General features: G+C 70.1%; 24 protein-coding genes and 1 tRNA gene. 7 read left to right on the top strand and 18 right to left on the bottom strand.

Annotated elements, in window-relative coordinates:
* Positions 1-41: 41 nt before the first annotated feature.
* Together ACIGQF_RS33320 and clpB are read right to left on the bottom strand one after the other, a co-directional pair.
* Positions 42-566 carry a YbjN domain-containing protein gene (locus tag ACIGQF_RS33320; RefSeq protein WP_399718200.1) on the bottom strand — a complete coding sequence of 175 codons (525 nt, stop codon included), beginning with the start codon at positions 564-566 and terminating at the stop codon, positions 42-44.
* A 116-nt stretch (positions 567-682) separates the two neighbouring features.
* Positions 683-3,346 (bottom strand): ATP-dependent chaperone ClpB, encoded by a 2,664-nt coding sequence (clpB, locus tag ACIGQF_RS33315; protein ID WP_399718198.1) that lies wholly within the window; start codon positions 3,344-3,346, stop codon positions 683-685.
* A 193-nt stretch (positions 3,347-3,539) separates the two neighbouring features.
* Between clpB and ACIGQF_RS33310 the strand changes: the two genes are divergently transcribed.
* Both ACIGQF_RS33310 and ACIGQF_RS33305 read left to right on the top strand, forming a co-directional pair.
* The gene (locus ACIGQF_RS33310) at positions 3,540-3,944 is read left to right on the top strand and encodes a TIGR03618 family F420-dependent PPOX class oxidoreductase (RefSeq protein ID WP_399718196.1); all 405 of its coding nucleotides are present in this window, start codon (positions 3,540-3,542) and stop codon (positions 3,942-3,944) included.
* Positions 3,945-4,321: 377 nt separating this feature from the next.
* Positions 4,322-4,726 (top strand): hypothetical protein, encoded by a 405-nt coding sequence (locus tag ACIGQF_RS33305; protein WP_399718194.1) that lies wholly within the window; start codon positions 4,322-4,324, stop codon positions 4,724-4,726.
* A 98-nt stretch (positions 4,727-4,824) separates the two neighbouring features.
* Here ACIGQF_RS33305 and ACIGQF_RS33300 read toward each other — a convergent pair whose 3' ends face one another.
* The 4 genes from ACIGQF_RS33300 to dnaK are packed head-to-tail and all read right to left on the bottom strand — an operon-like array spanning position 4,825 to position 9,013.
* Complete coding sequence (locus tag ACIGQF_RS33300; protein ID WP_030259115.1) at positions 4,825-5,283, bottom strand: heat shock protein transcriptional repressor HspR; 459 nt, start codon at positions 5,281-5,283, stop codon at positions 4,825-4,827.
* A 2-nt stretch (positions 5,284-5,285) separates the two neighbouring features.
* Positions 5,286-6,473 (bottom strand): molecular chaperone DnaJ, encoded by a 1,188-nt coding sequence (dnaJ, locus tag ACIGQF_RS33295; protein WP_399718191.1) that lies wholly within the window; start codon positions 6,471-6,473, stop codon positions 5,286-5,288.
* A gap of 39 nt (positions 6,474-6,512) precedes the next feature.
* Entirely contained in the window at positions 6,513-7,160 is a 648-nt protein-coding gene (grpE, locus tag ACIGQF_RS33290; RefSeq protein WP_399718188.1) for a nucleotide exchange factor GrpE, read from the bottom strand.
* Entirely contained in the window at positions 7,157-9,013 is a 1,857-nt protein-coding gene (gene dnaK, locus ACIGQF_RS33285) for a molecular chaperone DnaK (protein WP_399718185.1), read from the bottom strand. Before dnaK ends, grpE begins: the two co-directional genes overlap by 4 nt.
* Before the next feature lie 453 nt (positions 9,014-9,466).
* On the opposite strand from dnaK, the gene ACIGQF_RS33280 reads away from it, so the two are divergent.
* From ACIGQF_RS33280 to ACIGQF_RS33265, 4 genes are all read left to right on the top strand, one after another.
* Positions 9,467-11,734 (top strand): (Fe-S)-binding protein, encoded by a 2,268-nt coding sequence (locus tag ACIGQF_RS33280; protein ID WP_399718182.1) that lies wholly within the window; start codon positions 9,467-9,469, stop codon positions 11,732-11,734.
* Positions 11,735-11,905: 171 nt separating this feature from the next.
* On the top strand, positions 11,906-13,234 hold the full coding sequence (locus tag ACIGQF_RS33275) for an FG-GAP repeat domain-containing protein (protein ID WP_399718179.1): 1,329 nt from the start codon (positions 11,906-11,908) through the stop codon (positions 13,232-13,234).
* A 186-nt stretch (positions 13,235-13,420) separates the two neighbouring features.
* Positions 13,421-14,878 carry an FG-GAP-like repeat-containing protein gene (locus ACIGQF_RS33270; RefSeq protein ID WP_399718177.1) on the top strand — a complete coding sequence of 486 codons (1,458 nt, stop codon included), beginning with the start codon at positions 13,421-13,423 and terminating at the stop codon, positions 14,876-14,878.
* Positions 14,879-15,008: 130 nt separating this feature from the next.
* Complete coding sequence (locus ACIGQF_RS33265) at positions 15,009-15,977, top strand: Yip1 family protein (RefSeq protein ID WP_399718395.1); 969 nt, start codon at positions 15,009-15,011, stop codon at positions 15,975-15,977.
* Positions 15,978-16,109: 132 nt separating this feature from the next.
* On the opposite strand, the gene ACIGQF_RS33260 is transcribed toward ACIGQF_RS33265, so the two are convergent.
* The 3 genes from ACIGQF_RS33260 to dcd form a co-directional block, all read right to left on the bottom strand.
* Complete coding sequence (locus ACIGQF_RS33260) at positions 16,110-17,648, bottom strand: ricin-type beta-trefoil lectin domain protein (RefSeq protein ID WP_399718174.1); 1,539 nt, start codon at positions 17,646-17,648, stop codon at positions 16,110-16,112.
* Positions 17,649-17,818: 170 nt separating this feature from the next.
* Positions 17,819-18,316 carry a phosphoribosyltransferase gene (locus ACIGQF_RS33255; protein WP_361553628.1) on the bottom strand — a complete coding sequence of 166 codons (498 nt, stop codon included), beginning with the start codon at positions 18,314-18,316 and terminating at the stop codon, positions 17,819-17,821.
* A 96-nt stretch (positions 18,317-18,412) separates the two neighbouring features.
* On the bottom strand, positions 18,413-18,988 hold the full coding sequence (dcd, locus tag ACIGQF_RS33250) for a dCTP deaminase (protein ID WP_399718170.1): 576 nt from the start codon (positions 18,986-18,988) through the stop codon (positions 18,413-18,415).
* Between the two features lie 582 nt (positions 18,989-19,570).
* On the opposite strand from dcd, the gene ACIGQF_RS33245 reads away from it, so the two are divergent.
* Positions 19,571-19,644, top strand: a tRNA-Gly gene (locus ACIGQF_RS33245).
* 51 nt (positions 19,645-19,695) lie between these two features.
* Here ACIGQF_RS33245 and ACIGQF_RS33240 read toward each other — a convergent pair.
* The 9 genes from ACIGQF_RS33240 to ACIGQF_RS33200 all read right to left on the bottom strand — a co-directional run bounded on the left by ACIGQF_RS33240 (position 19,696) and on the right by ACIGQF_RS33200 (position 26,547).
* The gene (locus tag ACIGQF_RS33240; RefSeq protein ID WP_399718167.1) at positions 19,696-20,886 is read right to left on the bottom strand and encodes a tyrosine-type recombinase/integrase; all 1,191 of its coding nucleotides are present in this window, start codon (positions 20,884-20,886) and stop codon (positions 19,696-19,698) included.
* Complete coding sequence (locus tag ACIGQF_RS33235; RefSeq protein ID WP_399718164.1) at positions 20,886-21,113, bottom strand: helix-turn-helix domain-containing protein; 228 nt, start codon at positions 21,111-21,113, stop codon at positions 20,886-20,888. The genes ACIGQF_RS33240 and ACIGQF_RS33235 overlap by 1 nt, the downstream gene beginning before the upstream one ends.
* Positions 21,110-22,468 carry a replication initiator gene (locus ACIGQF_RS33230; RefSeq protein ID WP_399718393.1) on the bottom strand — a complete coding sequence of 453 codons (1,359 nt, stop codon included), beginning with the start codon at positions 22,466-22,468 and terminating at the stop codon, positions 21,110-21,112. Before ACIGQF_RS33230 ends, ACIGQF_RS33235 begins: the two co-directional genes overlap by 4 nt.
* Positions 22,469-22,585: 117 nt before the next feature.
* The gene (locus ACIGQF_RS33225; protein WP_003979949.1) at positions 22,586-22,780 is read right to left on the bottom strand and encodes a hypothetical protein; all 195 of its coding nucleotides are present in this window, start codon (positions 22,778-22,780) and stop codon (positions 22,586-22,588) included.
* A gap of 15 nt (positions 22,781-22,795) precedes the next feature.
* The gene (locus ACIGQF_RS33220) at positions 22,796-22,987 is read right to left on the bottom strand and encodes a mobile element transfer protein (protein ID WP_399718161.1); all 192 of its coding nucleotides are present in this window, start codon (positions 22,985-22,987) and stop codon (positions 22,796-22,798) included.
* A gap of 24 nt (positions 22,988-23,011) precedes the next feature.
* Positions 23,012-23,713 (bottom strand): DUF2637 domain-containing protein, encoded by a 702-nt coding sequence (locus ACIGQF_RS33215; protein ID WP_399718158.1) that lies wholly within the window; start codon positions 23,711-23,713, stop codon positions 23,012-23,014.
* A 100-nt stretch (positions 23,714-23,813) separates the two neighbouring features.
* Positions 23,814-25,190, bottom strand: a complete 1,377-nt coding sequence (locus ACIGQF_RS33210; RefSeq protein WP_399718155.1) for an FtsK/SpoIIIE domain-containing protein — start codon at positions 25,188-25,190, stop codon at positions 23,814-23,816.
* Position 25,191: 1 nt separating this feature from the next.
* Complete coding sequence (locus tag ACIGQF_RS33205; protein WP_399718152.1) at positions 25,192-25,548, bottom strand: hypothetical protein; 357 nt, start codon at positions 25,546-25,548, stop codon at positions 25,192-25,194.
* Positions 25,549-25,758: 210 nt separating this feature from the next.
* Entirely contained in the window at positions 25,759-26,547 is a 789-nt protein-coding gene (locus ACIGQF_RS33200; RefSeq protein ID WP_346096007.1) for a GntR family transcriptional regulator, read from the bottom strand.
* Positions 26,548-26,563 lie beyond the last annotated feature (16 nt).

The raw sequence follows: 26,563 nt of genomic DNA, 5'->3' as shown, positions 1-26,563 counted from the left end.
ATGGACTGCTCCGGGGCCCTCGCGCTGCCGTACGGGAGGCCTCAGGCCTCGTCGTCCGGTTTGGCGTCGTCGACGTCGGCCTCCAGGCCGAGCTGCTCGACGAGCCACTTGTCGAACTCGATGGACGCGCGGATCCAGCTGACCGTGCTGGAGACGAAGTGCTCCAGCGAGACGCCGGTGCCGACCAGCATCGACGCCTCACCGATCAGGCGGACGGTGCCGTCGTCGTGGGTGTGGGTGTAGGCCTTGGGCCACAGGGTGCGGCGGTTCCAGTCGTCGATCGCCTCCAGCAGCTTGGGCTTGAGCTCGATCGCATGGGGCCGGTCGTAGAAGGTGCGGACGGAGAAGATCTGCTGCTCCTCCTCGCCCCGGAACATGAAGTACGTGCGGAACTGCTCCCACGGGGCGGCGAGGTCGCCCTCGTCGTCGACGACGTACTTCAGCTCCATCTGGTCCAGAAGCTGCTTGACCAGTTCCTGGTCAGGCACGATGGGACCCTCCGGCCCCGTCGGCTGCGGTTCGGGCTGGCCCCCGAAATTCGGAATCGAGGACGGGTCGATAGTCACCGTGGAAGTCCCTTCGTATGGTCCTCGCCATCCTCCCCCACTACCGCCCCGTCCTGGCAAGCGGACGGGGCGGGTCGCACAGTGGGTGCCGCCGCGCGGCGGGGGCGCGGCGGCGGTCAGACCGCGGCCACCGGCTCCCGCTCCGCCGTCACCGACAGGTGATCGCCGTCGACATCCACCCGTACGGTGTCGCCGTCGTGCACGTCGCCCGCCAGGATCGCCCGCGCGAGCTGGTCGCCGATGGCGGTCTGGACGAGGCGGCGCAGCGGCCGGGCGCCGTAGGAGAGGTCCGGCTGCGACTGTTCCGGCTGGTCGATCACCGGCTCCTGGCCGAGCCAGGCCAGCCAGGTCAGGGCCGCGTCCGAGACGTCCAGCGTCAGCCGCCGGTCGGCGAGGCGCTTCTGCAGGTGGTCGATCTGGATCTGCGCGATCCGCTGGAGCTGGTCGGTGCCGAGCGGGTGGAAGACCACCGTGTCGTCCAGCCGGTTCAGGAACTCCGGGCGGAAGGCGGAGCGGACCGTCTCCAGCACCTTCTCCGTCTTCTGCTCCTCCTTCAGCAGCGGGTCCATCAGGAAGTTGGAGCCGAGGTTGGAGGTCAGGATGAGGATGGTGTTCCGGAAGTCGACCGTGCGGCCCTGGCCGTCGGTGAGCCGGCCGTCGTCCAGCACCTGGAGCAGGATGTCGAAGACCTCGTGGTGGGCCTTCTCCACCTCGTCCAGCAGCACGACGCTGTACGGGCGGCGGCGGACGGCCTCGGTGAGCTGGCCGCCCTCCTCGTACCCGACGTAGCCGGGCGGCGCGCCGACCAGGCGGGCCACGGAGTGCTTCTCGCCGTACTCGCTCATGTCGATGCGGACCATCGCCCGCTCGTCGTCGAACAGGAAGTCTGCGAGCGCCTTGGCCAGCTCGGTCTTGCCGACGCCGGTCGGGCCGAGGAAGAGGAACGAGCCGGTGGGCCGGTCCGGGTCGGCGATCCCGGCACGCGTACGGCGTACCGCGTCGGAGACCGCGCGCACGGCCTCGGTCTGCCCGATCAGCCGCTTACCGAGCTCGTCCTCCATGCGCAGCAGCTTCTGCGTCTCGCCCTCCAGCAGGCGGCCGGCCGGGATGCCGGTCCAGGCGGCGACCACGTCGGCGATGTCGTCCGGGCCGACCTCCTCCTTGACCATGGACTCCTTGGAGCCGCCGGCCCCCTTGGCGGCCTCCTGCTCGGCCTCGGCCGCGGCCGCCTCCTCCAGCTCCCGCTCCAGCCCCGGGATCTCGCCGTACAGCAGCTTGGAGGCGGTGTCGAAGTCGCCGTCGCGCTGGGCACGCTCGGCCTGTCCGCGCAGCTCGTCGAGCTTCTCCTTCAGCTCGCCGAGGCGGTTCAGGCCCTGCTTCTCCTTCTCCCAGCGGGCGGTGAGGCCGCGCAGCTCCTCCTCCTTGTCGGCGAGGTCCTTGCGCAGCTTCTCCAGGCGCTGGACGGAACCGGCGTCCGTCTCGTTCTTCAGCGCCAGCTCCTCCATGCGGAGCCGGTCCACGGACCGCTGCAGCTCGTCGATCTCCACCGGGGAGGAGTCGATCTCCATGCGCAGCCGCGACGCCGACTCGTCGACGAGGTCGATGGCCTTGTCGGGGAGGAAGCGGGAGGTGATGTAGCGGTCGGAGAGGGTGGCGGCGGCGACCAGCGCGGAGTCCGCGATCTGCACCTTGTGGTGCGCCTCGTACCGGCCCTTGAGGCCGCGCAGGATCGCGACGGTGTCCTCGACGGTCGGCTCGGCGACCAGCACCTGCTGGAAGCGCCGCTCCAGCGCGGGGTCCTTCTCGATCCGCTCGCGGTACTCGTCCAGCGTGGTCGCGCCGACCATCCGCAGCTCGCCGCGGGCCAGCATGGGCTTGAGCATGTTGCCCGCGTCCATGGCGGAGTCGCCGCCGGCACCCGCGCCGACGACCGTGTGCAGCTCGTCGATGAACGTGATGATCTGGCCGTCGCTGGACTTGATCTCCGCCAGGACGGTCTTCAGGCGCTCCTCGAACTCACCGCGGTACTTCGCGCCCGCGACCATCGCGCCGAGGTCCAGCGCCACCAGCCGCTTGTCGCGCAGCGACTCGGGCACGTCGCCCTTCACGATGCGCTGGGCCAGGCCCTCCACGACGGCGGTCTTGCCGACGCCGGGCTCGCCGATCAGCACCGGGTTGTTCTTCGTACGCCGCGACAGCACCTGCACGACGCGGCGGATCTCCTGGTCCCGGCCGATGACCGGGTCGAGCTTGCCCTCGCGCGCGGCCGCGGTGAAGTCCGTACCGAACTTCTCCAGCGCCTTGTACGTGCCCTCGGGGTCGGGGTTGGTCACCCGCTGGCCGCCGCGCGCCTTCTCGAAGGCATCCAGCAGCTTCTTGGCAGAGGCGCCCTGCTGGTCCAGCAGCTCGCCGGTGGCGCCGCCCTTGGCGGCGATGCCGATCAGCAGGTGCTCGGTGGAAATGTAGTCGTCGCCCAGCTCCTTGGCGCGCTGCGCCGCGTCCGCTATCACCGCGAGCATCTCGCGGTCGGGCTGCGGCGGGGCGACGGTCGAGCCCTGGATGCTGGGGAGCGCGGCGATCCGGCGCTCGGCGCCGGCACGCAGCGCGGCGGCGTCCGCGCCGACGGCGGCCAGCAGGTCGGTGATGTTCTCGTTGTCCTGTCCGGCGAGCAGCGCGAGCAGCAGGTGGGCGGACGTCATGTCCGCGTTGCCCCCGGTCACGGCCCGCTCGTTGGCGGCGCTCAGCGCCTCCCGGCTCTTGTTGGTCAGCTCGGCGTCCACGTGCTCGCGCTCCTCCTCGTACTCGGTGGCCGTAGTCTCGCAGGCTCCGCTCGATCCTGCTCATACCAACGTGCGATAAGTTGAGTCTATTCCACTCAAGGCAAAAATGCCGACCGTTGCCGGGCCGGGGCCCGGGTGCCCGTCGGCGGCGCACTCCACTCGACCGCACCGCACACCCCCGTAAAGTGCGGGCATGGCTCAAGACCTGCGGAACCCCGACCCCGAGTACCTCGCCTTCTGGCGCGAGCGGCATGTGTGCACCCTGACCACCATGCGGCCGGACGGGACCCCGCACGTCGTACCGGTGGGCGTGACGTACGACCACGAGCAGGGCCTGGCCCGCGTGATCACGAGCAAGGGCGGCACCAAGGTCCGCAACGTCCTGGCGGCGGGCGACGGCGGCGCGCGCGCCGCGGTGTGCCAGATGCAGGGGCGGCGCTGGGCGACCCTGGAGGGCCTGGCCACGGTCCGTACGGACGAGGCGAGCGTGCGGGACGCGGAGGCCCGGTACGCCGTGCGGTACGAGCGACAGCCGCGGCCCAACCCCGAGCGCGTGGTCATCGAGATCCGGGTGACGAAAATGCTGGGACGGGGCTGAGGATCCCGGCCCGCACGCCGGCCGTGCGTGGCCGAAATCGGACCGCGTTCTTCCGAATCTTCAATTGAGCCTGCTAGTGAATATGTGACCAGGCCCGCGCGCCATTCGATCCATTACGGGCCGAATACGTCAGCTGGAGGCCAGATGAGGTCAGCAAAGCGCACCAGCACGACACACGGGAATACCTCCCCCACCCCGGACCGAAGCGCCCGTGCCGAATCGTGCCCGCGCTGCGGCGGCCAACTGGCCGTCAACCAGGACGGATGGAAGATCTGCCACGCCTGCGGATACGCCTCACCGCCCGGCACAGCGCCGCAGCCGCGCTCCGCTCACAGCGGTATCGTCACTCCCACAGTCGCCGGGTCCCGGGGGGCAGGATGAATGCGGTGCGAGTGACGGCGATCGCGTGCTTGATGCCGCTCGCCGAGCTGGATGACGATCCGTTCCTGGTGGACGACCGCAGCCAGCACGAGATGTGCGCCCGCTGGGCCGAGGATCACGACTACCGCCTCACCTGCCGGCTGAGCCTGCACCAACTGCGCGTCGACCACTGCGCCCTGTGGCAGGACGTGGAGGCGGGGCTGGTCGACGTCTTCGTCGTACCGAACCGGCGCGCCCTGGAGAACGCCGTCGACTCCGCCGACGAGTTCACCGCCCGCTGTGCCGCGGCCGGCATCCGCCTGGAGACCGCCGACGGCACCGAGCCGGTCTACACCACGGAGATGAAGTCCCGGGTGCACCGGCGGCTGTCGATGCCGACGGCCGGGTACAACGGCTGCTGACCCGGCCACCCTTCCCGTCGTACGGACGTGTCGTGCGGCGGGAAAGGCGAACGGGCCGGGTCCAGAAGAACCCGGCCCGCCCCCTCGAAGCACAGCGGCTACTCGGACGTCCGCTTCGGCCGCCACACGACCAGCGCGCTGGTCTGCTGCACGTCCTGGTACGGCACCAGGTCCCGGCGGTAGCTGGCGTGCACCGCCGCCTCCCGCTGCTGGATCGCCGCTGCGGCACCCTCCACGGCGCTCTGCAGCTCGGCGACGCGCTGCTGCAGCGCCGCGACCTGGTTCTCCAGTTCGATGATGCGCTTGATGCCCGCGAGGTTGATGCCCTCGTTCTGCGACAGCTGCTGCACCTGGCGGAGCAGCTCGATGTCACGGGCGGAATACCGCCGGCCGCGCCCGGCCGTACGGTCCGGGGAGACCAGACCGAGCCGGTCGTACTGGCGCAGCGTCTGCGGGTGCAGGCCGGAGAGCTGAGCTGCGACGGAGATGACGTACACCGGCGACTCATCGGTCAGTTCATATGGATTACGACTCCGACGCCCGCCCCGGCTGTCCATCATCAAGCTCCCTTCGCGGCCTGGAAGAGCTCCGACCGTGGGTCCTCACCCGCGGTCGCCTCGCGATAGGACTCCAACGCGTCCTTCGCCTTGTCGCTGAGGTCCTTGGGCACGACCACCTCGATGGTGACCAGGAGGTCGCCCCGTGTGCCGTCCTTGCGCGCCGCACCCTTCCCGCGCGCACGCATCGTCCGGCCGTTCGGTGTCCCGGCCGGTATTTTCAGCGTGACCGGCGGACCGCCCAGGGTCGGCACCTTCACCTCGCCGCCGAGCGTGGCCTCCGGGAAGGTGACCGGCACGGTGACGGTGAGGTTGTCGCCCTTGCGTCCGAACACCGGGTGCGCGTCGACGTGCACGACGACGTACAGGTCGCCGTTGGGCCCGCCGCGCTCACCCGGAGCGCCCTTGCCGCGCAGCCGGATCCGCTGGCCGTCGGAGACGCCCGCGGGGATGCGCACCTGCATCGTGCGCGCGCTGGTCGCGCGGCCGCTGCCCTTGCACACGTCGCAGGGGTGCTCCGCGATCAGACCGCGGCCCTTGCAGTCGGCGCAGGGGTCGGTGAGCGAGAAGCCACCGCCCGCGCCCCGGCTGACCTGGCCGGTGCCCACGCAGGTCGGGCAGACCCGCGGGGTGCCGTTCTTGTCGCCCGTGCCGGAACAGGCCTTGCAGGGGGCCTGGCTGGACATCCGCAGCGGGACCGTGGCGCCGTCCACCGCCTCGGTGAAGCTGAGCGTCACCTCGGACTCGACGTCCTGACCACGACGGGGCTGCGTACGCGTGCCCGCGCCGCCGCCCCTGTTGAACAGGCCGCCGAAGACGTCCCCGAGGCCGCCGCCGAAACCGCCGGCACCGCCGGCGCCGCCCTGGGCACCCCCGAAGAGGTCACCCAGGTCGAAGTTGAAGCTGCCGCCACCGGCACCCGCGCCGCCGGGACCGGCCCGGAAGCCGCCGTTGCCGAACAGCGCCCGCGCCTCGTCGTACTCCTTGCGGCGCTTGGGGTCGCCCAGGATGTCGTTCGCCTCGGAGACCTCCTTGAAGCGCTCCTCGGCCTTGGGGTCGCCCTTGTTGGCGTCCGGGTGGTTCTCCCGGGCCAGCTTGCGGTACGCCTTCTTGATCTCGGCGTCGGTGGCGTCCTTCGGGACGCCGAGGACCTTGTAGTAGTCCTTCTCGACGAAGTCCTTGGTGCTCATCCCCGACGTCCCTCCTCCCGTACTGTCCTGCTGTTCACGTCAGCCCTCGTCCGGGCCACCGCTCTCCTCGTCCGACGACTTCTCCTCGGCCTTGCCGGGCTGGGCGCCCGGCTGCGGCTCGGCGACGGCGACCCGCGCGGGGCGAATCGTTCGCTCGCCGATCCGATACCCCGGCTGCAGGATCGCGACGCACGTCGTCTCCGTGACGTCCGGTGCGTACGAGTGCATCAGCGCCTCGTGGATCGTCGGGTCGAAGGGCTCGCCCTCCTTGCCGAACTGCTGCAGACCGAGCTTGGCGACGACCGTCTCCACCGACTCGCCGACCGACTTGAAGCCGCCGACCAGCTCGCCGTGCTCGCGGGCCCGGCCGATGTCGTCCAGTACCGGCAGGAGCTCGGACAGGAGGTTCGCCGCGGCGATCTCCTTGACCGTCACCCGGTCCCGCTCGACCCGCCGGCGGTAGTTCTGGTACTCGGCCTGGAGTCGCTGGAGGTCCGCGGTGCGCTCGTTGAGCGCGGTGCGCACCTGGTCCAGCTGGGCCACCAGACCGGCGTCCTGGTTCGCGTCCCCGGCCGGGGCCGGGCCCGCCTTGTCGGCGGACCCGGCGCCCTGCGCCGCATCGTCAGGGGCTGCGGCGTCAGAGGGGACGTCAGGCTTCTCGTCAAAGCCCGGGGTCTCCTCCGTCACGCGGCACCGTCCTTCTTGGGCTTCTCGTCGTCCACGATCTCGGCGTCGACGACGTCGTCGTCGGCCTTGGGCTGTCCACCCTCGGCACCGGCGTCGGCACCGCCCGCGGCCTGCGCGCCCTGGGCGTCGGCGTACATGGCCTGGCCCAGCTTCTGCGAGACGGCCGCGACCTTCTCCGTGGCGGTACGGATCTCGGCCGTGTCCTCGCCCTTGAGCTTCTCCTTCAGCTCGCCGACGGCGGTCTCGACCTCGGTCTTCACCTCGGCGGGGACCTTCTCCTCGTTGTCCTTGAGGAACTTCTCCGTCTGGTAGACGAGCTGCTCGCCCTGGTTGCGCGTCTCGGCGGCCTCGCGGCGCTTGTGGTCCTCGTCCGCGTAGCGCTCGGCCTCCTCGCGCATGCGGTCGACCTCGTCCTTCGGCAGCGAGGAGCCGCCGGTGACGGTCATCTTCTGCTCCTTGCCCGTGCCCAGGTCCTTCGCGGTCACGTGCATGATGCCGTTGGCGTCGATGTCGAAGGAGACCTCGATCTGCGGGACGCCACGCGGGGCCGGCGGCAGACCGGTCAGCTCGAACATGCCGAGCTTCTTGTTGTACGCCGCGATCTCGCGCTCGCCCTGGTAGACCTGGATCTGCACGGAGGGCTGGTTGTCCTCGGCGGTGGTGAAGATCTCCGAACGCTTGGTCGGGATCGTCGTGTTCCGCTCGATGAGCTTGGTCATGATGCCGCCCTTGGTCTCGATACCGAGGGACAGCGGGGTGACGTCCAGCAGGAGGACGTCCTTGACCTCACCCTTGAGGACACCGGCCTGGAGGGACGCGCCGATGGCGACGACCTCGTCCGGGTTGACGCCCTTGTTGGCGTCCTTGCCGCCGGTCAGCTCCTTGACGAGCTCGGCGACGGCCGGCATGCGGGTCGAACCGCCGACCAGGACCACGTGGTCGATCTCGGACAGCTGGATGCCGGCGTCCTTGATGACGTTGTGGAACGGGGTCTTGCAGCGGTCGAGCAGGTCGCTGGTGAGCTGCTGGAACTGCGAGCGCGTGAGCTTCTCGTCCAGGTGCAGCGGGCCCTCGGCCGACGCGGTGATGTAGGGAAGGTTGATCGTCGTCTCGGTGGAGGACGACAGCTCGATCTTCGCCTTCTCAGCGGCCTCGCGCAGGCGCTGGAGCGCCATCTTGTCCTTGGACAGGTCGACGCCGTGGCCGTTCTGGAACTGCTTGACCAGGTAGTCGACGACGCGCTGGTCCCAGTCGTCACCACCGAGCTGGTTGTCACCGTTGGTGGCCTTCACCTCGACGACACCGTCGCCGATCTCCAGCAGCGAGACGTCGAAGGTACCGCCACCGAGGTCGAAGACCAGGATGGTCTGGTCGTCCTTCTCCAGGCCGTACGCCAGGGCCGCGGAGGTGGGCTCGTTGACGATGCGCAGGACGTTCAGACCCGCGATCTCGCCGGCCTCCTTGGTGGCCTGCCGCTCGGAGTCGTTGAAGTACGCCGGGACGGTGATGACCGCGTCCGCGACCTTCTCGCCGAGGTAGGACTCCGCGTCGCGCTTCAGCTTCTGAAGGATGAACGCCGAGATCTGCTGCGGGTTGAAGCTCTTGTCGTCGATGTCCACCTTCCAGTCGGTGCCCATGTGGCGCTTGACCGACCGGATGGTCCTGTCGACGTTCGTGACCGCCTGACGCTTGGCGACCTCGCCGACGAGCACCTCACCGTTCTTGGCGAAAGCGACGACGGACGGCGTGGTCCTGGCGCCCTCGGCGTTGGTGATGACGGTGGGCTCACCGCCTTCGAGAACACTGACGACGGAGTTCGTCGTGCCCAGGTCGATGCCGACCGCACGTGCCATTTCGATTCCTCCAGCTGACATTGAGTGGAACTGGCTCAAGGGTGCACCAGAGATCCGGCGCTGTCAAAGGACCTGAGTCGTACGCACTCAAGTCTTCTGCCGGATATCTGCGCACGACAGCATTCACGCAGGTCAGCGAGGTGCCGATAAGGAAGTCGACAAGAAAGGAGAGAGGCTCCCACCCGGCGGCGGGCGCGGCGCCGGCATCCCCACCCTCCCCCGCACGGACGTCCGGCGCATCTCCGGCGTGTCGCGCTCGCGCCGCGACAGCGACGCTTACGGCACCCTTAGGTCACCCTCAGCGACACAGATCACCGCCGCAGCTGCTACAGGACAGCATGAATAGTGGGTACCCTCAGCACGGATTGACTAAGTTACTGCTTAGTAGTTGCCCACCCCGTCCCTCACAGAGACCTTCTGGATTCCCCGCTCACGCAGGCCCGAGGAGCCCCCATGCAACTCGCCGCGATCATCGTGTCGCTGGTCCTAATCGCGGTCGGCGTCGCACTGTTCGGCCGCGCAATCGTGCAGCTCTTCCGCTTCATGCGGCTGGGCCAGTCCGTACCCGCCGGCCTCCGGACCAACGACCCGACGCAACGCACCGTCACGGTGGTCAAGGAGTTCCTCGGCCACACCCGCATGAACAAGTGGGGCATCGTCGGCGCGGCGCACTGGTTCGTGGCGGTGGGCTTCTTCTCGCTGCTGCTGACGATCGTCAACGCCATCGGCCAGCTCTTCAAGGCCGACTGGCTGCTGCCGATCATCGGTGAGTGGGCGCCGTACAACGTCTTCGTCGAGTTCATCGGCACGATGACGGTCCTCGGCATCCTGGTGCTGATCGGCATCCGGCAGCTGAACCGGCCGGGCGGCGCGGGCCGCAAGTCCCGCTTCGCCGGCTCCAACTTCGGCCAGGCGTACTTCGTCGAGGCCGTCATCCTCATCGTCGGCGTCTGCATCTTCATGCTGCACGCGCTGGAGGGCGCCCAGCACCACGTGGACGGCTACGAGGCCTCGTTCTTCATCTCGTACCCGGTCGTCTCGTGGCTGGAGGGCATGGACGTCTCGACGCTCCAGAACCTCACCTACTTCTTCGCCGGGCTGAAGATCGCGACCTCCTTCATCTGGATGATCACGGTCGCCCTGAAGACCGACATGGGTGTCGCCTGGCACCGCTTCCTGGCCTTCCCCAACATCTGGTTCAAGCGCGAGTCCGACGGCGACGTCGCGCTCGGCGCGCTGCAGCCGATGACCTCCGAGGGCAAGGAGATCGACTTCGAGGACCCGGGCGAGGACGACCAGTTCGGCGTCTCCCAGATCGAGCACTTCTCCTGGAAGGGCCTGCTGGACTTCTCCACCTGCACCGAGTGCGGCCGCTGCCAGTCGCAGTGCCCCGCGTGGAACACCGGCAAGCCGCTCTCCCCGAAGCTGCTCATCATGGCGCTGCGCGACCACAGCCACGCCAAGGCCCCGTACCTGCTCGCCGGCGGCGGCAAGGACGCCGAGGGCAACGAGCAGGCCACCGAGGAGCAGCTGAAGGACGTGCCCGCGGCCGCGCTGGCCGAGGCCGAGCGCCCGCTGATCGGCACCCTCGAAGAGAACGGCGTCATCGACCCGGACGTCCTGTGGTCCTGCACCACCTGCGGCGCCTGCGTCGAGCAGTGCCCCGTCGACATCGAGCACATCGACCACATCGTCGACATGCGCCGCTACCAGGTCATGATCGAGTCCAGCTTCCCCTCGGAGGCGGGCACGATGCTGAAGAACCTGGAGAAGAAGGGCAACCCCTGGGGCCTGGCCAAGAAGCAGCGCCTCGCCTGGACCAAGGAGGTCGACTTCGAGGTCCCGGTCGTCGGCAAGGACGTCGAGGACCTCACCGAGGTCGACTACCTGTACTGGGTCGGCTGCGCCGGGGCGCTTGAGGACCGCGCCAAGAAGACCACCAAGGCCTTCGCCGAGCTGCTGCACATCGCGGGCGTCAACTTCGCCATCATGGGCGGCGACGAGAAGTGCACCGGTGACTCCCCCCGCCGCCTGGGCAACGAGTTCCTCTTCCAGCAGCTGGGCGCGGAGAACGTCGCCACGCTGAACGCGGCCTTCGGCGAGGACGACGAGGACGAGGCGACGAAGAAGCCGAAGTCCAAGAAGAAGATCGTCGCGACCTGCCCGCACTGCTTCAACACGATCGCCAACGAGTACCCGCAGCTGGGCGGCGAGTACGAGGTCATCCACCACACGCAGCTGCTGCAGCACCTCATCGACGAGGGCCGCCTGACCCCCGTCACCCCGGTCGAGGGCCTGATCACCTACCACGACCCCTGCTACCTGGGCCGCCACAACAAGGTCTACACGCCGCCGCGCGAGATCATCGCCAAGGTGCCGGGCCTGCGGAACGAGGAGATGCACCGCCACAAGGAGCGCGGCTTCTGCTGCGGCGCCGGCGGCGCCCGGATGTGGATGGAAGAGCGCATCGGCAAGCGCATCAACAACGAGCGCGTGGACGAGGCACTGTCCCTCAACCCGGACATCGTCTCCACCGCCTGCCCGTTCTGCCTCGTCATGCTGACCGACTCGGTCAACGGCAAGAAGAACGATGGCAAGGTCAGCGAGAACGTCCAGGTCGTCGACGTGGCCCAGCTCCTGCTGGACTCCGTGAAGACCCCGGCGGACCCGGCCGGCGAGGCCGAGACCGCCGACGAGCCGGAGCCCGAGCCGGTCAAGTAACCGCCCTGCACGTCCCTTCGACGGCCGGTCCCGCATCCCGCGGGGCCGGCCGTCGCCGTTCGCCCCGGCCCGCCGCGCACCGGTGTCCGAAACCGGATGAACGTACGGGCGCACGACGTATGTCCGTGCGACCATGAGGCGCCGGGTACGGGTGGGGCGCTGGGGGGCGAAGTGCGGTACCGAGGGTCACGAGCGGCACGGGCGGCGGGAGCCGGGCTGTGCTGCGCACTGCTGGCGGCGGGCTGCGGCCTGCTCCCGGCGGGCGGCACTGACGGCCGGTCGGCCGACCGGCACACCGCTTCCGGCCCGCCGCCCCGGCCCGTCCCGCACGGCAAGGGCAGCGAGATCGCCGACGACTTCAACGGCGACGGTCACCCCGACCTGGTGCTGGACACCCTGCTCAACCCCGACGACAGCCACGACGACGATCCCGGCATCGGCATCGTCTACGGCTCGGAGCACGGCCTCGACCCCGCGGTACGCCGGCTCCTCACCCCGGCCCGGCACGCCGCCCCCACGAAGGGCGTGGCGCCGGCCGTCTTCGACGCCGAGGCCGCCTGCGACCTGGACGGCGACGGCTTCACCGACCTGGTGGTCAGCACGGACCCGCCGTACGACGGCCAGGGCAGGCCGCCGGTCCCCGTACAGATCCTGTTCGGCTCCCCGGCCGGGCTGACCGCGCGCGCCGTGAAGCTGCGCATCCCGGACCGGGCCCGGTTCGGCAACGAGTGGCCCGACCGGCCCGTCTGCGGCGACTTCGACGGCGACGGCGCACAGGACCTGGCCGTCACCGCGTCCGGGCCGCGGGCGAGCTTCCTGCGCGGCCCGTTCACGCGGCAGGGCGCGCCCAAGGGGGCCGGCGCGCCGCTGGACATGCCCGGAACGGTGCCCGTGGGACTGCCGGCGCCGGTCGACGTGGACCGCGACGGCGCCGATGACCTGCTCGTACGGTCGGGGGCGACGGGCCGCAACGCGAAGGGCCGGCTGGCGCTGGGCGGCGCACGGGGGCCGGACACGGCGGGTGCCGCGCTGCCGGCGGGGTTCGGGACGGCGTTCGGCCGGTTCGACGGCGGCGCCTCGGTCGACGCGGTGGTCGCCACGGGCGACCGGCTCGCCGTGCGCTACGGCATCGGCACGCGCGCCCCGCGCAGCGCGTCCGTCGCGGTGGCGGGGCAGTCGGTCGCCGCCGGGGACGTGACGGGCGACGGCCGTACGGACCTGGTCGTCTCGGGCGGCACGCACCGTCCCGTGTTCCTCCCGGGCTCGGCCACCGGCCTCCGTCCGGATCGCGAGCAGCCCGTCCCGCAGGCCCCCGGCATGCCCGTCGACGCACACCCCACGGTGGTCCGGCTCACCGACTTCGACCACGACGGCCGCGCCGACCTGGTCCTCCGCACCGTCCACGGCACCCGCGACGCCATCACCGTCCACCGGGGCACGGCCACCGGCTTCGCGGCCGGCCCGACGGTGACCTTCAGCACGGCCGCCTTCACGGAGTGAGCAGGGGCGCCACGGCCCGCACGGCCGCGGCGCCGGGCATTCCGCGTGCAACCCTCGCGCCCCCTCGCGGGTCTTGTGATCGCCAACTGCCGTCGAACTCCCGGGATATGGCCGGTGACGCACGACGGCGGACGGCCCTCATCCGGACGGGACGCGGCTGCGTCCCGCATGCAGCAGGAGAACAGCGTGCCCAAGCACCTTCGTACGGCTCTGGCCGCCGCGACCGCCGCGGCCCTGGCCGGCGGTCTGCTCACCCTCACCACCGGCCCCGCGGCCGCCGCCGGCAGCGGTTTACAGGGCGACTTCAACGGCGACGGCTACCGTGACCTCGCCGTCTCCGCGCCCGGGGCCACCGTCGCGGGCCACAAGGACGCCGGCGCGGTCACGATCCTGTACGGCTCGGCCACCGGCGTCTCCGCCGGCCGGCACGCCACCTTCACCCAGGACACCGCGGGCGTCCAGGGCGCCGCGGAGACCGGTGACATGTTCGGCCTGGCCACCTCCGCCGGTGACTTCAACTCCGACGGTTACGCGGACCTCGCCGTCAGCGCCCCGTACGAGGACGTCTCGGGCGACACCGACGGCGGCACCGTGCAGATCCTGTGGGGCGCGGCCGGCGGCATCACGCGCACGGCCACGGTCCCCGACCCGGCCCCGACCAAGCACGACCGCTTCGGCAACGCACTGGCCGCGGGCGACTTCGACGGGGACAAGAAGGCCGACCTGGCCGTCGGCACCACCTCCGCGACGCTCCGCGTCCTCAAGGGCGGCTTCAGCACGGCGGGCGTTCCTGGCGCCAAGGCGGCGGTTAAGCTCCCGATCCTCGGCCGGTCCGACGCCGGCATCCGCACCCTCACCGCGGGCCGGGTCAACGGGGACGGGCGTACGGACGTGGTCGTCAACGGCTTCCAGGAAACCCCGCAGGGCGACAACCACTACGACGCCAATTACTACCTGCCCGGGTCGGGCAGCGGCCCGTCCACCTCCGGCATGCGCGAGCTGCCCGCCGGCATCATCACCGCCATCGGGGACACGGACGGTGACGGCTACGGCGACCTGGTCACCGGCGTGCACTGGGACGACTCCGTACCCGGCAGCACGAAGGGCGGCAAGGTCAACGTCATCTACGGCTCGGCGAGCGGCCCCACCAGCCGGATGGACACCATCACCCAGGAGACCGGCGCGGTGCCCGGCAACTCGGAGCGCGGTGACGTCTTCGGGTACGAGGTGTCGCTCGGTGACATCGACGGTGACGGCAGGCAGGACCTGGCGATCGGCGCGGGCGGCGAGGACATCGACGGCGTCACCGACACCGGTTCCGTCACCGTGCTGCGTGGCTCCCCGTCCGGCATCGACACCGCACACGGCGTCCAGTACTTCCACCAGGACACCCCGGGCGTTCCCGGCGCCTCCGAGAAGACGGACTTCTTCGGCGGCGAAGTCTTCCTCTCCGACATCGACGGGGACAGCAAGGCCGATCTGACGGTCGGCGCCAGTTACGAGAACGACGGCAATGGATCGGTCGTCTCGCTGCTGTCGGACGGGGCCCGTATTGGTACAGCGGGTGCCCGGTCGGTGGCTCCGAGTGCGGTGGGTGTGCCGACCACGGGACAGCCGCAGTTCGGTTCCTTCGTGACGGGCTGAGCCCGCGTCCCTGCCCCGCCGGGGAGCCCCTAGGGGATGTCACAGGTCGGCAGCAATGCCCGTCCTGTCCGCTCTCTCCCACCTGCGGGCCGTCGGGACCAGGTACGTTCGAACCGTGGCTGGATTCAGGATGGGTCGCGGGCGGAACTCCGGCACCGCGCAGCAGGGGCAGCAGGGCCAGGCCCCGTACGGTCAGCAGGCTCCTTACGGTCAGCCTGCCCCGTACGGCCAGGCGCCTTACGGTCAGCAGCAGGCACCGTACGGCCGGCAGGCGCCGCCCCCCGCTCAGGGACAGTGGCAGCAGCACGGCGCGCACGGCGGCGGCCAGGGCACCGGGCCGCACGGCGAGCCCGAGTACTTCGGCGACCCGGGGCACGCCCCGCAGCAGTCGCCCTACGGCAGCGCCCCCCGCCCGGACGCGCCGGGCCACACCCAGCAGTTCAGCGTGGGTGAGGCGCCGGACGCCTACGGCGACCAGTACGGCAACGACGGGTACGGGGACGGCCAGTACAGCGGCGGCCACACCTACCAGGCCGGGCAGACAGCGGCGCCGGCCGGTCCGCGCCTGCCGTGGAAGGAGCTGCTGACCGGCATCGTCCGCCGGCCCGACGCGACCTTCTGGCAGATGCGCGACTACGCGGTGTGGGTCCCGGCCCTCATCGTGACCTTCATCTACGGCCTGCTGGCGGTCTTCGGCTTCGACACCGCCCGCGAGGACGTGCTCAACGCCACGCTCTCCCAGAGCATCCCGTGGGTGCTGATCACCGGCGTGATGTTCGTGATCGGCGGGCTGATCCTGGGGGCCGTGACGCACACCCTCGCGCGACAGCTCGGCGGCGACGGGGCCTGGCAGCCGACCATCGGCCTGTCCATGCTGATCATGTCGATCACGGACGCGCCGCGTCTGCTCTTCGCGATGTTCCTGGGCGGCGACAGCACGTTCGTGCAGGTCATCGGCTGGCTGACCTGGCTCGCCGCCGCCTATCTCTTCACCACGATGGTCCGCCGGTCGCACGACCTGCCCTGGCCGAAGGCGCTCGGCGCCTCCGCGATCCAGCTGGTCGCGCTGCTGGCCCTGGTGAAGCTGGGCACGCTGTAGCGACAGCGGCGACCGCCGCTCGCGTCGGCGACACATCCTGCGGCAGGGCCCCGTTCCCGAGGGAACGGGGCCCTGTCGCGTACGGGCCGGGGCTCAACCGTCGGGCTGAACTCCCGCTCGGCCCGCGTTGTTTCACGTGAAACGCTGCGTAGCCGCTCCCTCACACTTCTGCAGCCGCAGCGCGTCCTTCGCCGAGGCCAACGTCAGACACAGATCACGGGCGGCCTCCGGACGGAGGGTCTGCCCGTCCTTCACGAACCGCTGATTGGCCGCGCCCGAGCAGTTCCACAGCACCAGACCGGCCCCGGCCTGGTACTTCGCTCCCGGCACATCCAGGCACCGGTCCTGCGTCAGCTCCACGTGCACCGACCGCCGGCCGCTGTCGTACCACCAGCCCTGGTTCCGCTGACCGTTGCAGTCCCAGCCGCCGACGCTCGTACCGTTGCGCGAGCTGCCGCCGGTCGCGTCCACACAGCTCCCCGTACCGGCGTTCTTCAGCGGTCTGAAGGCGTCGTCCCACGCCCCGGCGTACAGCTCGGGCTTCCCCGTGCCGGCCGGGTCGGCGCAGGACGCCTCGCGCAGACCGGAGGCGTAGAGCTGGGTCAGGCAGGAGGCGAAGGCGGCGTGCCCGCGCGCGTTCGGGTGGAAGGACTGCCGTACGGAGTTGGCGTCCGGCGGGAACGGGTTCGAGAGGTCGACGTAGAGACCGCGCGCCCAAGGGTTCTCCATGCACACCTCGTGCCCGTGAAAGAGCCGCGAGTTGTCCAGGTACACGGCTCCCGAGTCCCGCGCCGCCTTCCGCATGCCCTTCTCGAAGGCGGGCACGGCGGCGTTGCGCCCCCACGCCGAGTCGGAGGTGTACCCCGTGCACCCGCCCGGCAGCTTCCCCGGGTAGTCCGGGTTGTCCTCGATATCGGGGCCGATCGGGCTCGGGTAGCCCATCACCACGAGCTTGTAGGCGCCGTCCGCGTACCCGGCGTCCCGCATCACCGCCCGCAGGTCGCCGACGGTCTGCTCGACCTTGGGCACCAGCCCGTCCACCCGCGCCTGCCACCCCGGCGCGTACTTCGGCTCGCAGGTCCCCTGCAGCGTCAGCCAGCGGGTGACGCAGTCCGTCATCACCGGCCCGAACTGCAGGTCGTCGTTGGCCCCGGCCACCAGCACGACCATCTTCAGCCGGGTGTTCCGGGCCTTGATCGCCAGGCTGTCGCTCTGCACCAGCTCATCGGCGTACTGCTTGCTGCCGCCGGCCTTGATGTTCCCGGTGTACGCACCCGAGCAGGAGACGTTGTACGTCACGTCCGCGGCGATGCCGGTCCGGTGGATGGCCGCGTCCGGCGACCGGTGGCACCAGTTGTCCGGCCCGTCGGTCCCCGGTTCGTACGTCCCGACGCCCTCGCCCGAGATCTCGCTGTCGCCCAGCGAGATCAGCGAGGTCTTGCGCTGGTCCAGCGGCCGTTCGGCCGGGTCACCGTAGAGTTCGGCGGCCTCCTGGGCCCGGATCTTCTCCAGCTCGGGCGGCAGCGGCTTGCTCTCCGCGACGGCCCGCGCCCCGTACGGCGGCTGCGCCGCCACGCTCGTCCCCGTACCGGCGACGGCCGTACCGCCGGTCAGCACCATCACGGCGGCGGCTGCGGTCACCAGCCGCCGCCCTCGTCTCGCACGCACCATTGGGCCTCCCCTCCGGTCTGCTGTTACCGCCGGTTTCTACTCGTAGGTAGATCCCGGCGGAACACCCGGCACAGGATTGGCCCGAATTCGCCATGCACCTCAACCGGCACACAGGAGCGGGTAGTTGACCCTCAAGGAAAAAGCGAGCCCCCGGTAAGGGGGATGGGCTCTCAGGCGTCGAGGACCTGGCCCTCGCGCCGGACGACCGGCGGCTCGACGCTCCACGGGAAGTTGATCCAGTCGTCCGTGCGCTGCCAGACGTACTCGCACTTCACCAGCGACTGCGACTTCTCGTAGATCACCGCGCTGCGCACCTCGGCCACGTTCCCCTGGCAGAAGTCGTGCACCAGCTTCAGCGTCTTCCCGGTGTCGGCGACGTCATCGGCGATGAGCACCTTCTTGTCGGAGAAGTCGATCGCGTTCGGCACCGGGGCCAGCATGACCGGCATCTCCAGCGTCTCGCCGACGCCCGTGTAGAACTCCACGTTCACGAGGTGGATGTTCTTGCAGTCCAGCGCGTACGCCAGACCGCCGGCGACGAACACGCCACCGCGCGCGATGCTCAGCACGATGTCGGGCTCGTACCCGTCGTCGGCGATGGTCTGCGCCAGCTCGCGGATGGCGACACCGAAGCGCTCGTACGTCAGATTTTCCCGGACGTCAGTCACGTATCTCTCTCAGCCCTCTAGCGATCCCGCCCCGCGGCGCGGCTCCCCTGCGAGCGCACCGCCGGGCCACTGCTCTCCCCCGCCGCCGTACGGTCATCAGACCTGCGTACGGTGGAAATTCTTGTACGACCGCGAGGGCGTCGGCCCGCGCTGCCCCTGGTAGCGGGAGCCGTAGCGCTCCGACCCGTACGGGAACTCGGCCGGCGACGTCAGCCGGAACATGCACAGCTGCCCGATCTTCATGCCCGGCCACAGCTTCATCGGCAGCGTCGCGACGTTGCTCAGCTCCAGCGTGACGTGGCCGCTGAAACCGGGGTCGATGAACCCGGCGGTCGAGTGCGTCAGCAGCCCCAGCCGTCCCAGCGAGCTCTTGCCCTCGAGCCGGGAGGCGATGTCCTCAGGCAGCGTGATGACCTCGTACGTCGAGGCCAGCACGAATTCGCCCGGGTGCAGGATGAAGCACTCGTCCTCCTCGGGCACGACCTCGCGCGTCAGGTCGGGCTGCTCGACGGCGGGGTCGATGTGCGGGTACCGGTGGTTCTCGAACACTCGGAAGTACCGATCGAGGCGCACATCAATACTCGACGGCTGGACCATCGACTCGTCGTAGGGATCGATACGCACCCGGCCCGCGTCGATCTCGGCCCGGATGTCCTTGTCTGAGAGAAGCACGCCACGAGGATACGCGTCCGGTACCCGGGGCTCCGCATCCCGCTTCCTCCCCGCCTTCCCGCCCCGTGCCGCCCCGGCCCGTCCGGCCCCGGGACAGCTCCCCGACAGCCCCCGGCAGCCCCCGGACAGCCGTGAGGGCCCCGCCCCTCCAAGGGGGCCGGGCCCTCACGTCCTCTTTAGCGCTTCTCCATCTGCACAGGGACCGCGTGACGCAGCCGCGCACAGCGCGGGCACCGCAGCAGCCGACCGGGACCGAGCCGGTCGGTGGTCTGCATGGGGAACGAAGCGGTGCTGAACACGTGCCCCTCGGCACAACGGACGACGGTGCGCTCCATCAAGTCCCTCTCCCAAACGCATGGACAACAAAAGCCACATTAGGGGATGAACTGGGCGCACTCCCAGGCGGCACTCCGAACGCGGGAAGAGTCCCCACCGTACGCCTCAACTCCCGCGGCCCGCACCCCGCATACGACCCCCGCGCCGCCCCCGGACATGACAAAAGCCTCACGGCCAAATGCACCGGAGGCGAGGGATGGGGTACAGTGTGCGACGATGCACCGCCCTGCAAGATCAGGCGGTCACGCGGGTGTAGTTTAATGGTAGAACATGAGCTTCCCAAGCTCAGAGCGCGGGTTCGATTCCCGTCACCCGCTCCAGAGTTGAGGCCCAGGTCAGAGACCTGGGCCTTGTTCGTTGTCTAGACCGGCTCAAGCGTCGCGCACCAGATTCGCACCAGAAGGGCCGTCACCGGCCTGCTCAGCACGGGGACTGGCACCCTTCCGTCGTTCGGCCCGCACGAGATCATCCAGCCCGCCGGCGACTTCCTGTTGACGCTCGACATCCGAGTGCTGATAGATCAGCGCGGCTCTGGTCGAGGACTGTCCGGCCCGCACCATCGTGTCCTTCAGCGTCGCCCCGGAGCGCGTCGAGAGGGTGTGCCCCGTGTGACGAAGGTCGTAGAAGCGAAAGCCCTCCGGCATGCCGACCCGCTCCCGCGCCTTCCGCCATTTCCGGCCGAAGGTGGAGCGCCGGAACGGCTTCCCCTTCTCCCCCACAAAGAGCAGCCCTTCCGCTCCCTTGTCCTTCTCGGCGTACCAGTCCAGGTGACGCCGCAGATCGGTACGGAGAAAGGCCGGCAGGACGACGATCCGCTTGCCCGCCTCGGACTTGGTGTCGCCGAGAGCCCGCTTGCCCGTGGTCAGCTCGGGCGCGGCCTGACGGACGCGAATGGTCATCGCCTCCAGGTCCACGTCCTTGCGCCGGAGCTCCGCCTGTTCCTCCGGCCGCATGGGCCCGTACGCACCAAGGAAGACCATCAGCCGCCACCGGGGCCCGACCGCATCGGCGAGCGCGTCCACCTGAGCGACGGTGGCGATCTGACGTTCGGCGGACGACTCCTTACCAGCTCCCTTGATCCGGCAGGGGTTCCGACGGATCAGCTCGTCATCGACGGCGGTCTCCATGATCGCCTTAAGCAGCCGGTAGGCCTTGGCGATGGTCGTCGGGGCCTCTGTGGTCGCCAGCCGCTCGGTCCGCCAAGTACGGACGCGGGGCGCGGTGATCTCATCCAGGTCCCGGTCCCCGAAGGTCGGCAGTATGTGCAGACGGAGCAGCCGCCGGTACAGCTCATCCGTCGTCGCAGCGAGACCGCGCTCGGCGACCCATTGAAGTGCGTACTCCTGGAAGTTCACCGCGCCCGCGTCCGGGCCCTGCCAGTTCCCGCGCGTGAGATCAGCCTCTACCTGGGAGAGCCAGATCTCGGCGTCCCGCTTGGTCTCGAACGTCTGCGGTGCCCGGAACTCTTCTCCGTCAGGTCCTCGGTAGCTCGCGGTCCAGCGGCCAGAGCGGTACTGGCGTACGGCACCGAACCGCCGACGCGTGCCCTTCCTGTTCCCCATCAGGCCGCCACCCTTCCGTATCGGGCCCGACGACGCCGTACGGGCTGAATGGTGTTGGCCTCGATGAAGTCGGCCAGAGCACTTTCCGGGATGCGGACGTGCCGACCGACCTTGATGTATGTCACGCGACGCTCGGCGACCAGACGTCGGGGGAAACGTTCCGTCGTCCCCAGAAGCTCGGCCACCTCGGGGATGGTGAGAAGTCGCTCAGTCGTCGGCCGATTCATCGAGTGGGCTCTCCTTCTGTTCCGAGGGCGGGTTCGAGCGAGGCGGATAGCCATTCCTCGCCGGGGGTGAGGCCGGTGCCGGCGAAGACCCAGTGGGCGAGGACGTACGTGGTCGGCTCCTCGTCTTCCTGGTCACGGGTGGCGGGTCGCTGGTCCTCCGGCAGAGCGGCGAGGGCCTGGAGGCGGCGCCACTCGGCGCGGGCGGTGCGGAGGGCGCCGAGGGTGGTCGAGTAGTGCCGGGTCTTGGTCGAGAAGTGGCCGCGGAAGCCGAGCATGTGCGCCCAGGCCCGCAGCCTCAGGTCCGCCAGGTCCTTGCGGGCACCGAGCGTCCACGCTGTGCGGATCATGCGCTCGGCGTGGTCACTGATCCGAGCCCAGGACAGCTCGGCAAGGAAGCGCAGCGGGCGGTCCAGGGTGCCGGTCGCGGTCTCGGCGCCCTTGGTGGCGTACTTGGCGATGTAGCCCGCCACGGCCCGCTCCGTCAGCTCGGACGAGCCGTCGAAGGCCGACGAGCGGATAGGACGGATGTCGAGCTGGCGGCCGAAGCCGAAGCTGTATTCCCGACCGTCGATGACGGGACCGGTCACCTCGACCTTGGCGGCAGCGGCTTCGATGGCGTCGGTCAGCAGCTCGACCGTGGCCCAGGTCGGGGGCGCACTGTGGCCGCCGGCGGGGCCGTCGATGCGGATAACGGCGTGGAAGTGGACCGCGCCGCGCTTCTGGTACTCGGCGACCTTGGCGAAGGAGACGCGGGCGACGTTGGGGAACTCGCGCTGCGTTAGGCCGGCGCGCTTGGCGATCTCGCGGCGCAGGTAGATCGAGAAGCGCCGCCAGAGCATCCCGGCGTGTGCGTTCCACAGCACCGCCGCTTCGTAGTCGTAGGCAGCCGGGTCCAGGGGCGTGCCCAGGGCTTCGTCCTCCTGGTCGTGCAGGACGCCGCACCGGCACTTGCGCACGACGCCCCGGCTGGTGGGGCGGTTGTGGACGGGGCCGAAACCGGGAGCGGTGAAGGTGGCGAAGACGCGGGGGTGCGTGGTGACGGTGTCGGGTTTGCCCTTGCCGCCGCGCAGACCGGCGGTGATGAGCTGGTAGGTGTCGCGGCGGTAGACCTCGGCACAGGCTGCGCAGCGGGTGGCGCGGCGGTTGTTGCAGCGGGTCAGCAGCTGCCCGGCCGGAAGGTCGGTGGAGTCCAGTCGGTGCAGGACGGCGCCGATCTCACCGGTTGCGGGGTTGAGGGCGTGTTCGGTGCGGTGGCCTTCCAGCCGGATTGGGCGGGTGCAGCCGCCGAGGGTGCTGAGCTGGCGGGCGAGGGCGGGCAGGCGGCCCGTAGAGGCGAGCGCGCCCAGGGCTGCCAGCGGAGGCGGGGCGTGTCCGGTAGGAATGGGAGTGTCCTTTCGACTGAAGGTCGGGAGAGGCCGCGCCTGCCGGGGCGGTGGATGCTTGGCGGTATCGAGGCCGCCCCGGCAGGCCGATCAGCGCGAGGTGTCGTTGATGACCCCGACTCCGGTACGCGTCCCGGAGTCGATCGCGGGGGCCAGGAACGTCTGGCTGAGGTAGAAGCCGAAGAGGGCGATCACCACGACGACCCAGATGCGGACGCCGAGGAACTTCACTGCGGCCCAGGCGATGACGCCGAGGACCAGGACGAGCGGCAGCGAGACGGTCACGGTGGAGTACTCCTGTCAGTGGGCGGGGCAGCGGTGCGTACGGGCGGCCAGCTCAGCGGCGGCCCGGGAGTCGTACTCGGCGGAGAAGCCGCAACGCGGGGCCGTGCAGGCGGCGGTGTGCTTCTCACGGCCGCGGTTGTCATAGGCGGTGCCGACCTGCACAGGGCCGGTGCGGGTGACGCGACGGAACTTCCGGTTGCCGAACATGGCGGGTCCTCCGTTGTTGTGGGATCAGGTGAGTTGAGTCGCGATCTGCTGGGCGAGGGCCGACGGGACGCCGAGCCGGGCGCGCAGGGTGTCGGTGTCGATGGGTTCGCCGGTGCGGTCCCGGTGCGTGGCGGCGACCTTGCGGGCGTGCTCGACCAAGGCGGCAGGGACCGGGGTCGACGAAGGGGCAGCGACCGGCTGAGGGGCGGGGGCTGAGGCCGGGGCAGCTACTGGCTCGGGCTCCGGGGCCACGGGCTTGGAGGGCAGCGGTTCCGGCGGAGAGTCGAGGTGGACCGTCGGAGGCTGGGCCTCAGAGTCAGCGAGGCTGACGACCTCCTGGGCTTCTTCCTCCTCACCCTCCGGCTTCGGGGCGTGGGCAAGGAGTGTCCCGCCGAGGAAGGCCACGGCCGGCCATCCGGCAACGACGATGCGGAGCCAGGCCGGTACGTCGGTCAGGTCGAGGAGACCGGCGGTGGCGATGTTGGCGCCGAGCGAGGCGACGAGCGCTGTCAGGAACCAGCACCAGCCGGGCGCCGTGCCGTGCCCCGAGCGCAGTCGGCGCCAGGCCGCGACCAGGAGCAGGTCAACCGAGATCGGGTACGCCCAGGCTTTCCAGCCCTGTTGTCCGGCGGCTGCGGCCAGGTCGTGCAGGTGGGAGAAGGACAGCGCTCCAGCGATCACCGCTTGGATCAGTACGGCGTCGAGCCGGGCCACATAGCGGCGCATCGCGGGTCTCCTTTCGTACGACTCGTGCGGCTCGGGTTTTGGGCATGGCGGGGTAGGGACATGGCGCGGTGAGGTCGCGCCGACCGAATGGGGTGTGGGGTCAGTCGGTGACGGGTCGCGGCTTGATCAGCGGCGAGTCAGGAGCAGCCGGTGCCGGACGGGCAGCCGGGCGGAAGCGGTCGAGGGCGGGCACGTCCGGTACGAGGTGTGCGGAGTCCCGGCAGGTGGCTGCCGCGTCGGTGAGCGACAGGTACGGCGTACGGATGCGGGACCAGCCGCCGGAGGTGTCCCCGGCGACGGCGAGGCCGGGACGCTCGGGAGCGATGGTGCAGGCGGCGTCGACGGCTTCCGGGGCGATGTCGCCGAGGGCCATCTTCGCCGAGGCTTCGTCGTTGACGCGGTGGCAGACGCGGCCGGAGAGCTGGGCCCGGAGCATGGTGGCGCCCTTGCCGAGTTCGGCACCGAAGCGCTGGCCGCAGACCTCCAGGTAGATGCCGGCGGCGCGGCCGAGCTGGGCGAGGCGGATGAGCTGGGTGACCATCTCGTCCCGCCGTTCCTCGTCCTTGCGCGTCGCGGTGAGGAAGAGTTCGGCCACCTCGTCAACGAACATCACGATCGGTACGGGGCGTTGGTGCTCGGGCAGGCCCCAGATGTCGGAGGTGATCTCCTCGTCCGGGGTGTCCGGCGTGATGCCTTGCCGGGCCTTGATCAGGTCGTAGCGGTCCTCCATTTCCTTGACCAGCGTGGGCAGCAGCTCGGCGGCCTCGTCCGGGTTCGTGGCCAGGGCGGACAGCCGCGGGGCGAAAGGCGCCAGTTCCACGCCGCGCTTGCAGTCGATGCCGACCAGGGCCACCGGCTGGTGGGCAAGGCCCCTGATCAGGTTGCGCAGGTACATGGACTTGCCGGAGAGCGTTGCTCCGAGGGTGAGTTGGTGCGGGATGGCCAGGTAGTCGCGTACGAAAGCGGTGGCGTCCTCCCGAAGCGCGACCGGTACACGCAGCAGGTCAGCACCTGGAGCCTTCGGCATCCGGACCTTGCCCAGGACGTCGAAGCCGACCAGCCGCAGCTCGACCACACCGGGCTTGACCGGGGTCACGTACACCCCGTGCACGCCCCAGGCGTGACGAAGCCTTTCTGCGGAGGCCGCGACGTCTGCCGGCTCCTGTCCGGGAGCGAGCCGAAGCCGTAGCCGCATGCCCGTGGGGGTGGGCCGGATGAGGCCCCGGCGCGGAGGGACGGGGCGCACTTCCCGCCGTGTGGTGACCCGGACCGCCAGCGCCCGAAGGCGGGACGGCGCAACCGTCAGTCCGCACGCCTCCATGACCGACCCGTACGAGGTCAGCAGGCGTCCGGCGGACATCGGGAGGCCCACCGTGGACCAGTAGATGTCCGGGCGCTGGGAGCGGGCCCAGGCGGCCCCGCCGCCGAGTGCGACGAGGGGGCCGCCCAACTCCAGAAGCGTCGACAGGTCGGACACGTCAGGCCGCCGCATCCGCCGCGGCCGGCATGGCACCAACGGTGACGGCAGCCGCGCGGTAGGCGATGCCGTGCCGCTGCTGGCCGTTGAAGACCGACTCCCACGGGCGGGCGATCAGTCCGGGGAGCGCGACGGGCGAGCCCAGGGTCAGGCCCTCCGTCACGCCGCTCTCCGGCACGGTGACGTGGATGAGCGAGGACTCGCCCTCGTCGATGTAGACGACGCCGACCTTCATCAGCGCCTCACCGCTCACGGCGTCCTTGGCCACCTCGCCGGTCTGTCGGTCGCGGACCTTCGGCTCAGGGGCTTCGGTCAGCAGGATCGTGGCGGTGGAGGTCTCGACTCGGATGGAACGCACGGTTGTCTCTCCTTGAGGTCTACCCGGCACCCGGCAGCCATCTACTCGTCTATACGAGTAGCGACCGCCCGCCGGGGCGTGCAGCGAACGTGATCACTGTGCCACACATCTTGCCCACTCGTCTATACGAGTATGCCTGTCGGTGTGTACAAGTTCTCGCGCAGCGCGCTTCATCCGAGGCTCCGTCACCATCCCGCGCCCCGGCGGCCGTTAGGTAGCAGGCAGCTGGTAGTTCAGGACGTAGGCGTCAGCAGCCATCACCGTGTCGCACACCTCGACCGCTCGCCCCTTGGTGTCGAACGCGGTGCGGATGAGGTGAATGACCGGGACGCCGGAGCCGAGCCGCAGCGTCTTGACCTCCTGCGGAGAGGGCATCCGCGCACGGATCTCCTCCTCGAAGTGGTCCAGGTGGTGACCCAGCTCTTCCAGTCGGGCGTAGATGCCACCGGGGCCGGGGTTGGGCTGGGCGATCGGAGTGTCCCGCGCGAGGTCCAGCGGCAGGTACGAGGTAGCGAACTCCACCGGGCGACCGTCCAGCAGGTACCGGCGCCGACGAGCCAGCACACGCCGCGGAGCACCCAGCCGCGCGGAGATATCCGTGCTCGGTCGCTCCTCCTTGACCTCCAGGTTGTCCACCTCGGGACGACTGCCGGCAGCTTCCGCCTCCACCGTGAAGGCGGACTTCCCCTGCTCGCGGTGACGACGGGCGAACCGGTCGGATGCCAGACGTCGCACGGGAGGCCGAGGCCGCACGAAGACGCCCTTGCCGTGCTCCGACGACACCAGCCCCTCGCCCTGGAGTACGGAGAGCGAGTTCCGGACGGTCATCCGCGAGACACCGAAGTGCTCCACCAGCTCCGATTCCGACGGCAGCTTGGAGCCCTCGGCGAAGCTTCCCTTGTCGATGGCCTCCCTCAGCTGGTCAGCGATCTGCCGGAACACGGCCCGGTCACTGGTGGGGTCCAGCGAGCCGAGCACGCCGGGAGGAAGGGCGGCCATGTGTACTCCTTTGGAT

Source organism: Streptomyces sp. NPDC053560 (assembly GCF_044544605.1).
Lineage (GTDB): Bacteria > Actinomycetota > Actinomycetes > Streptomycetales > Streptomycetaceae > Streptomyces.
Note: the sequence above shows the minus strand (reverse complement) of the source record. Positions and strands in the feature narration are given on the sequence as shown.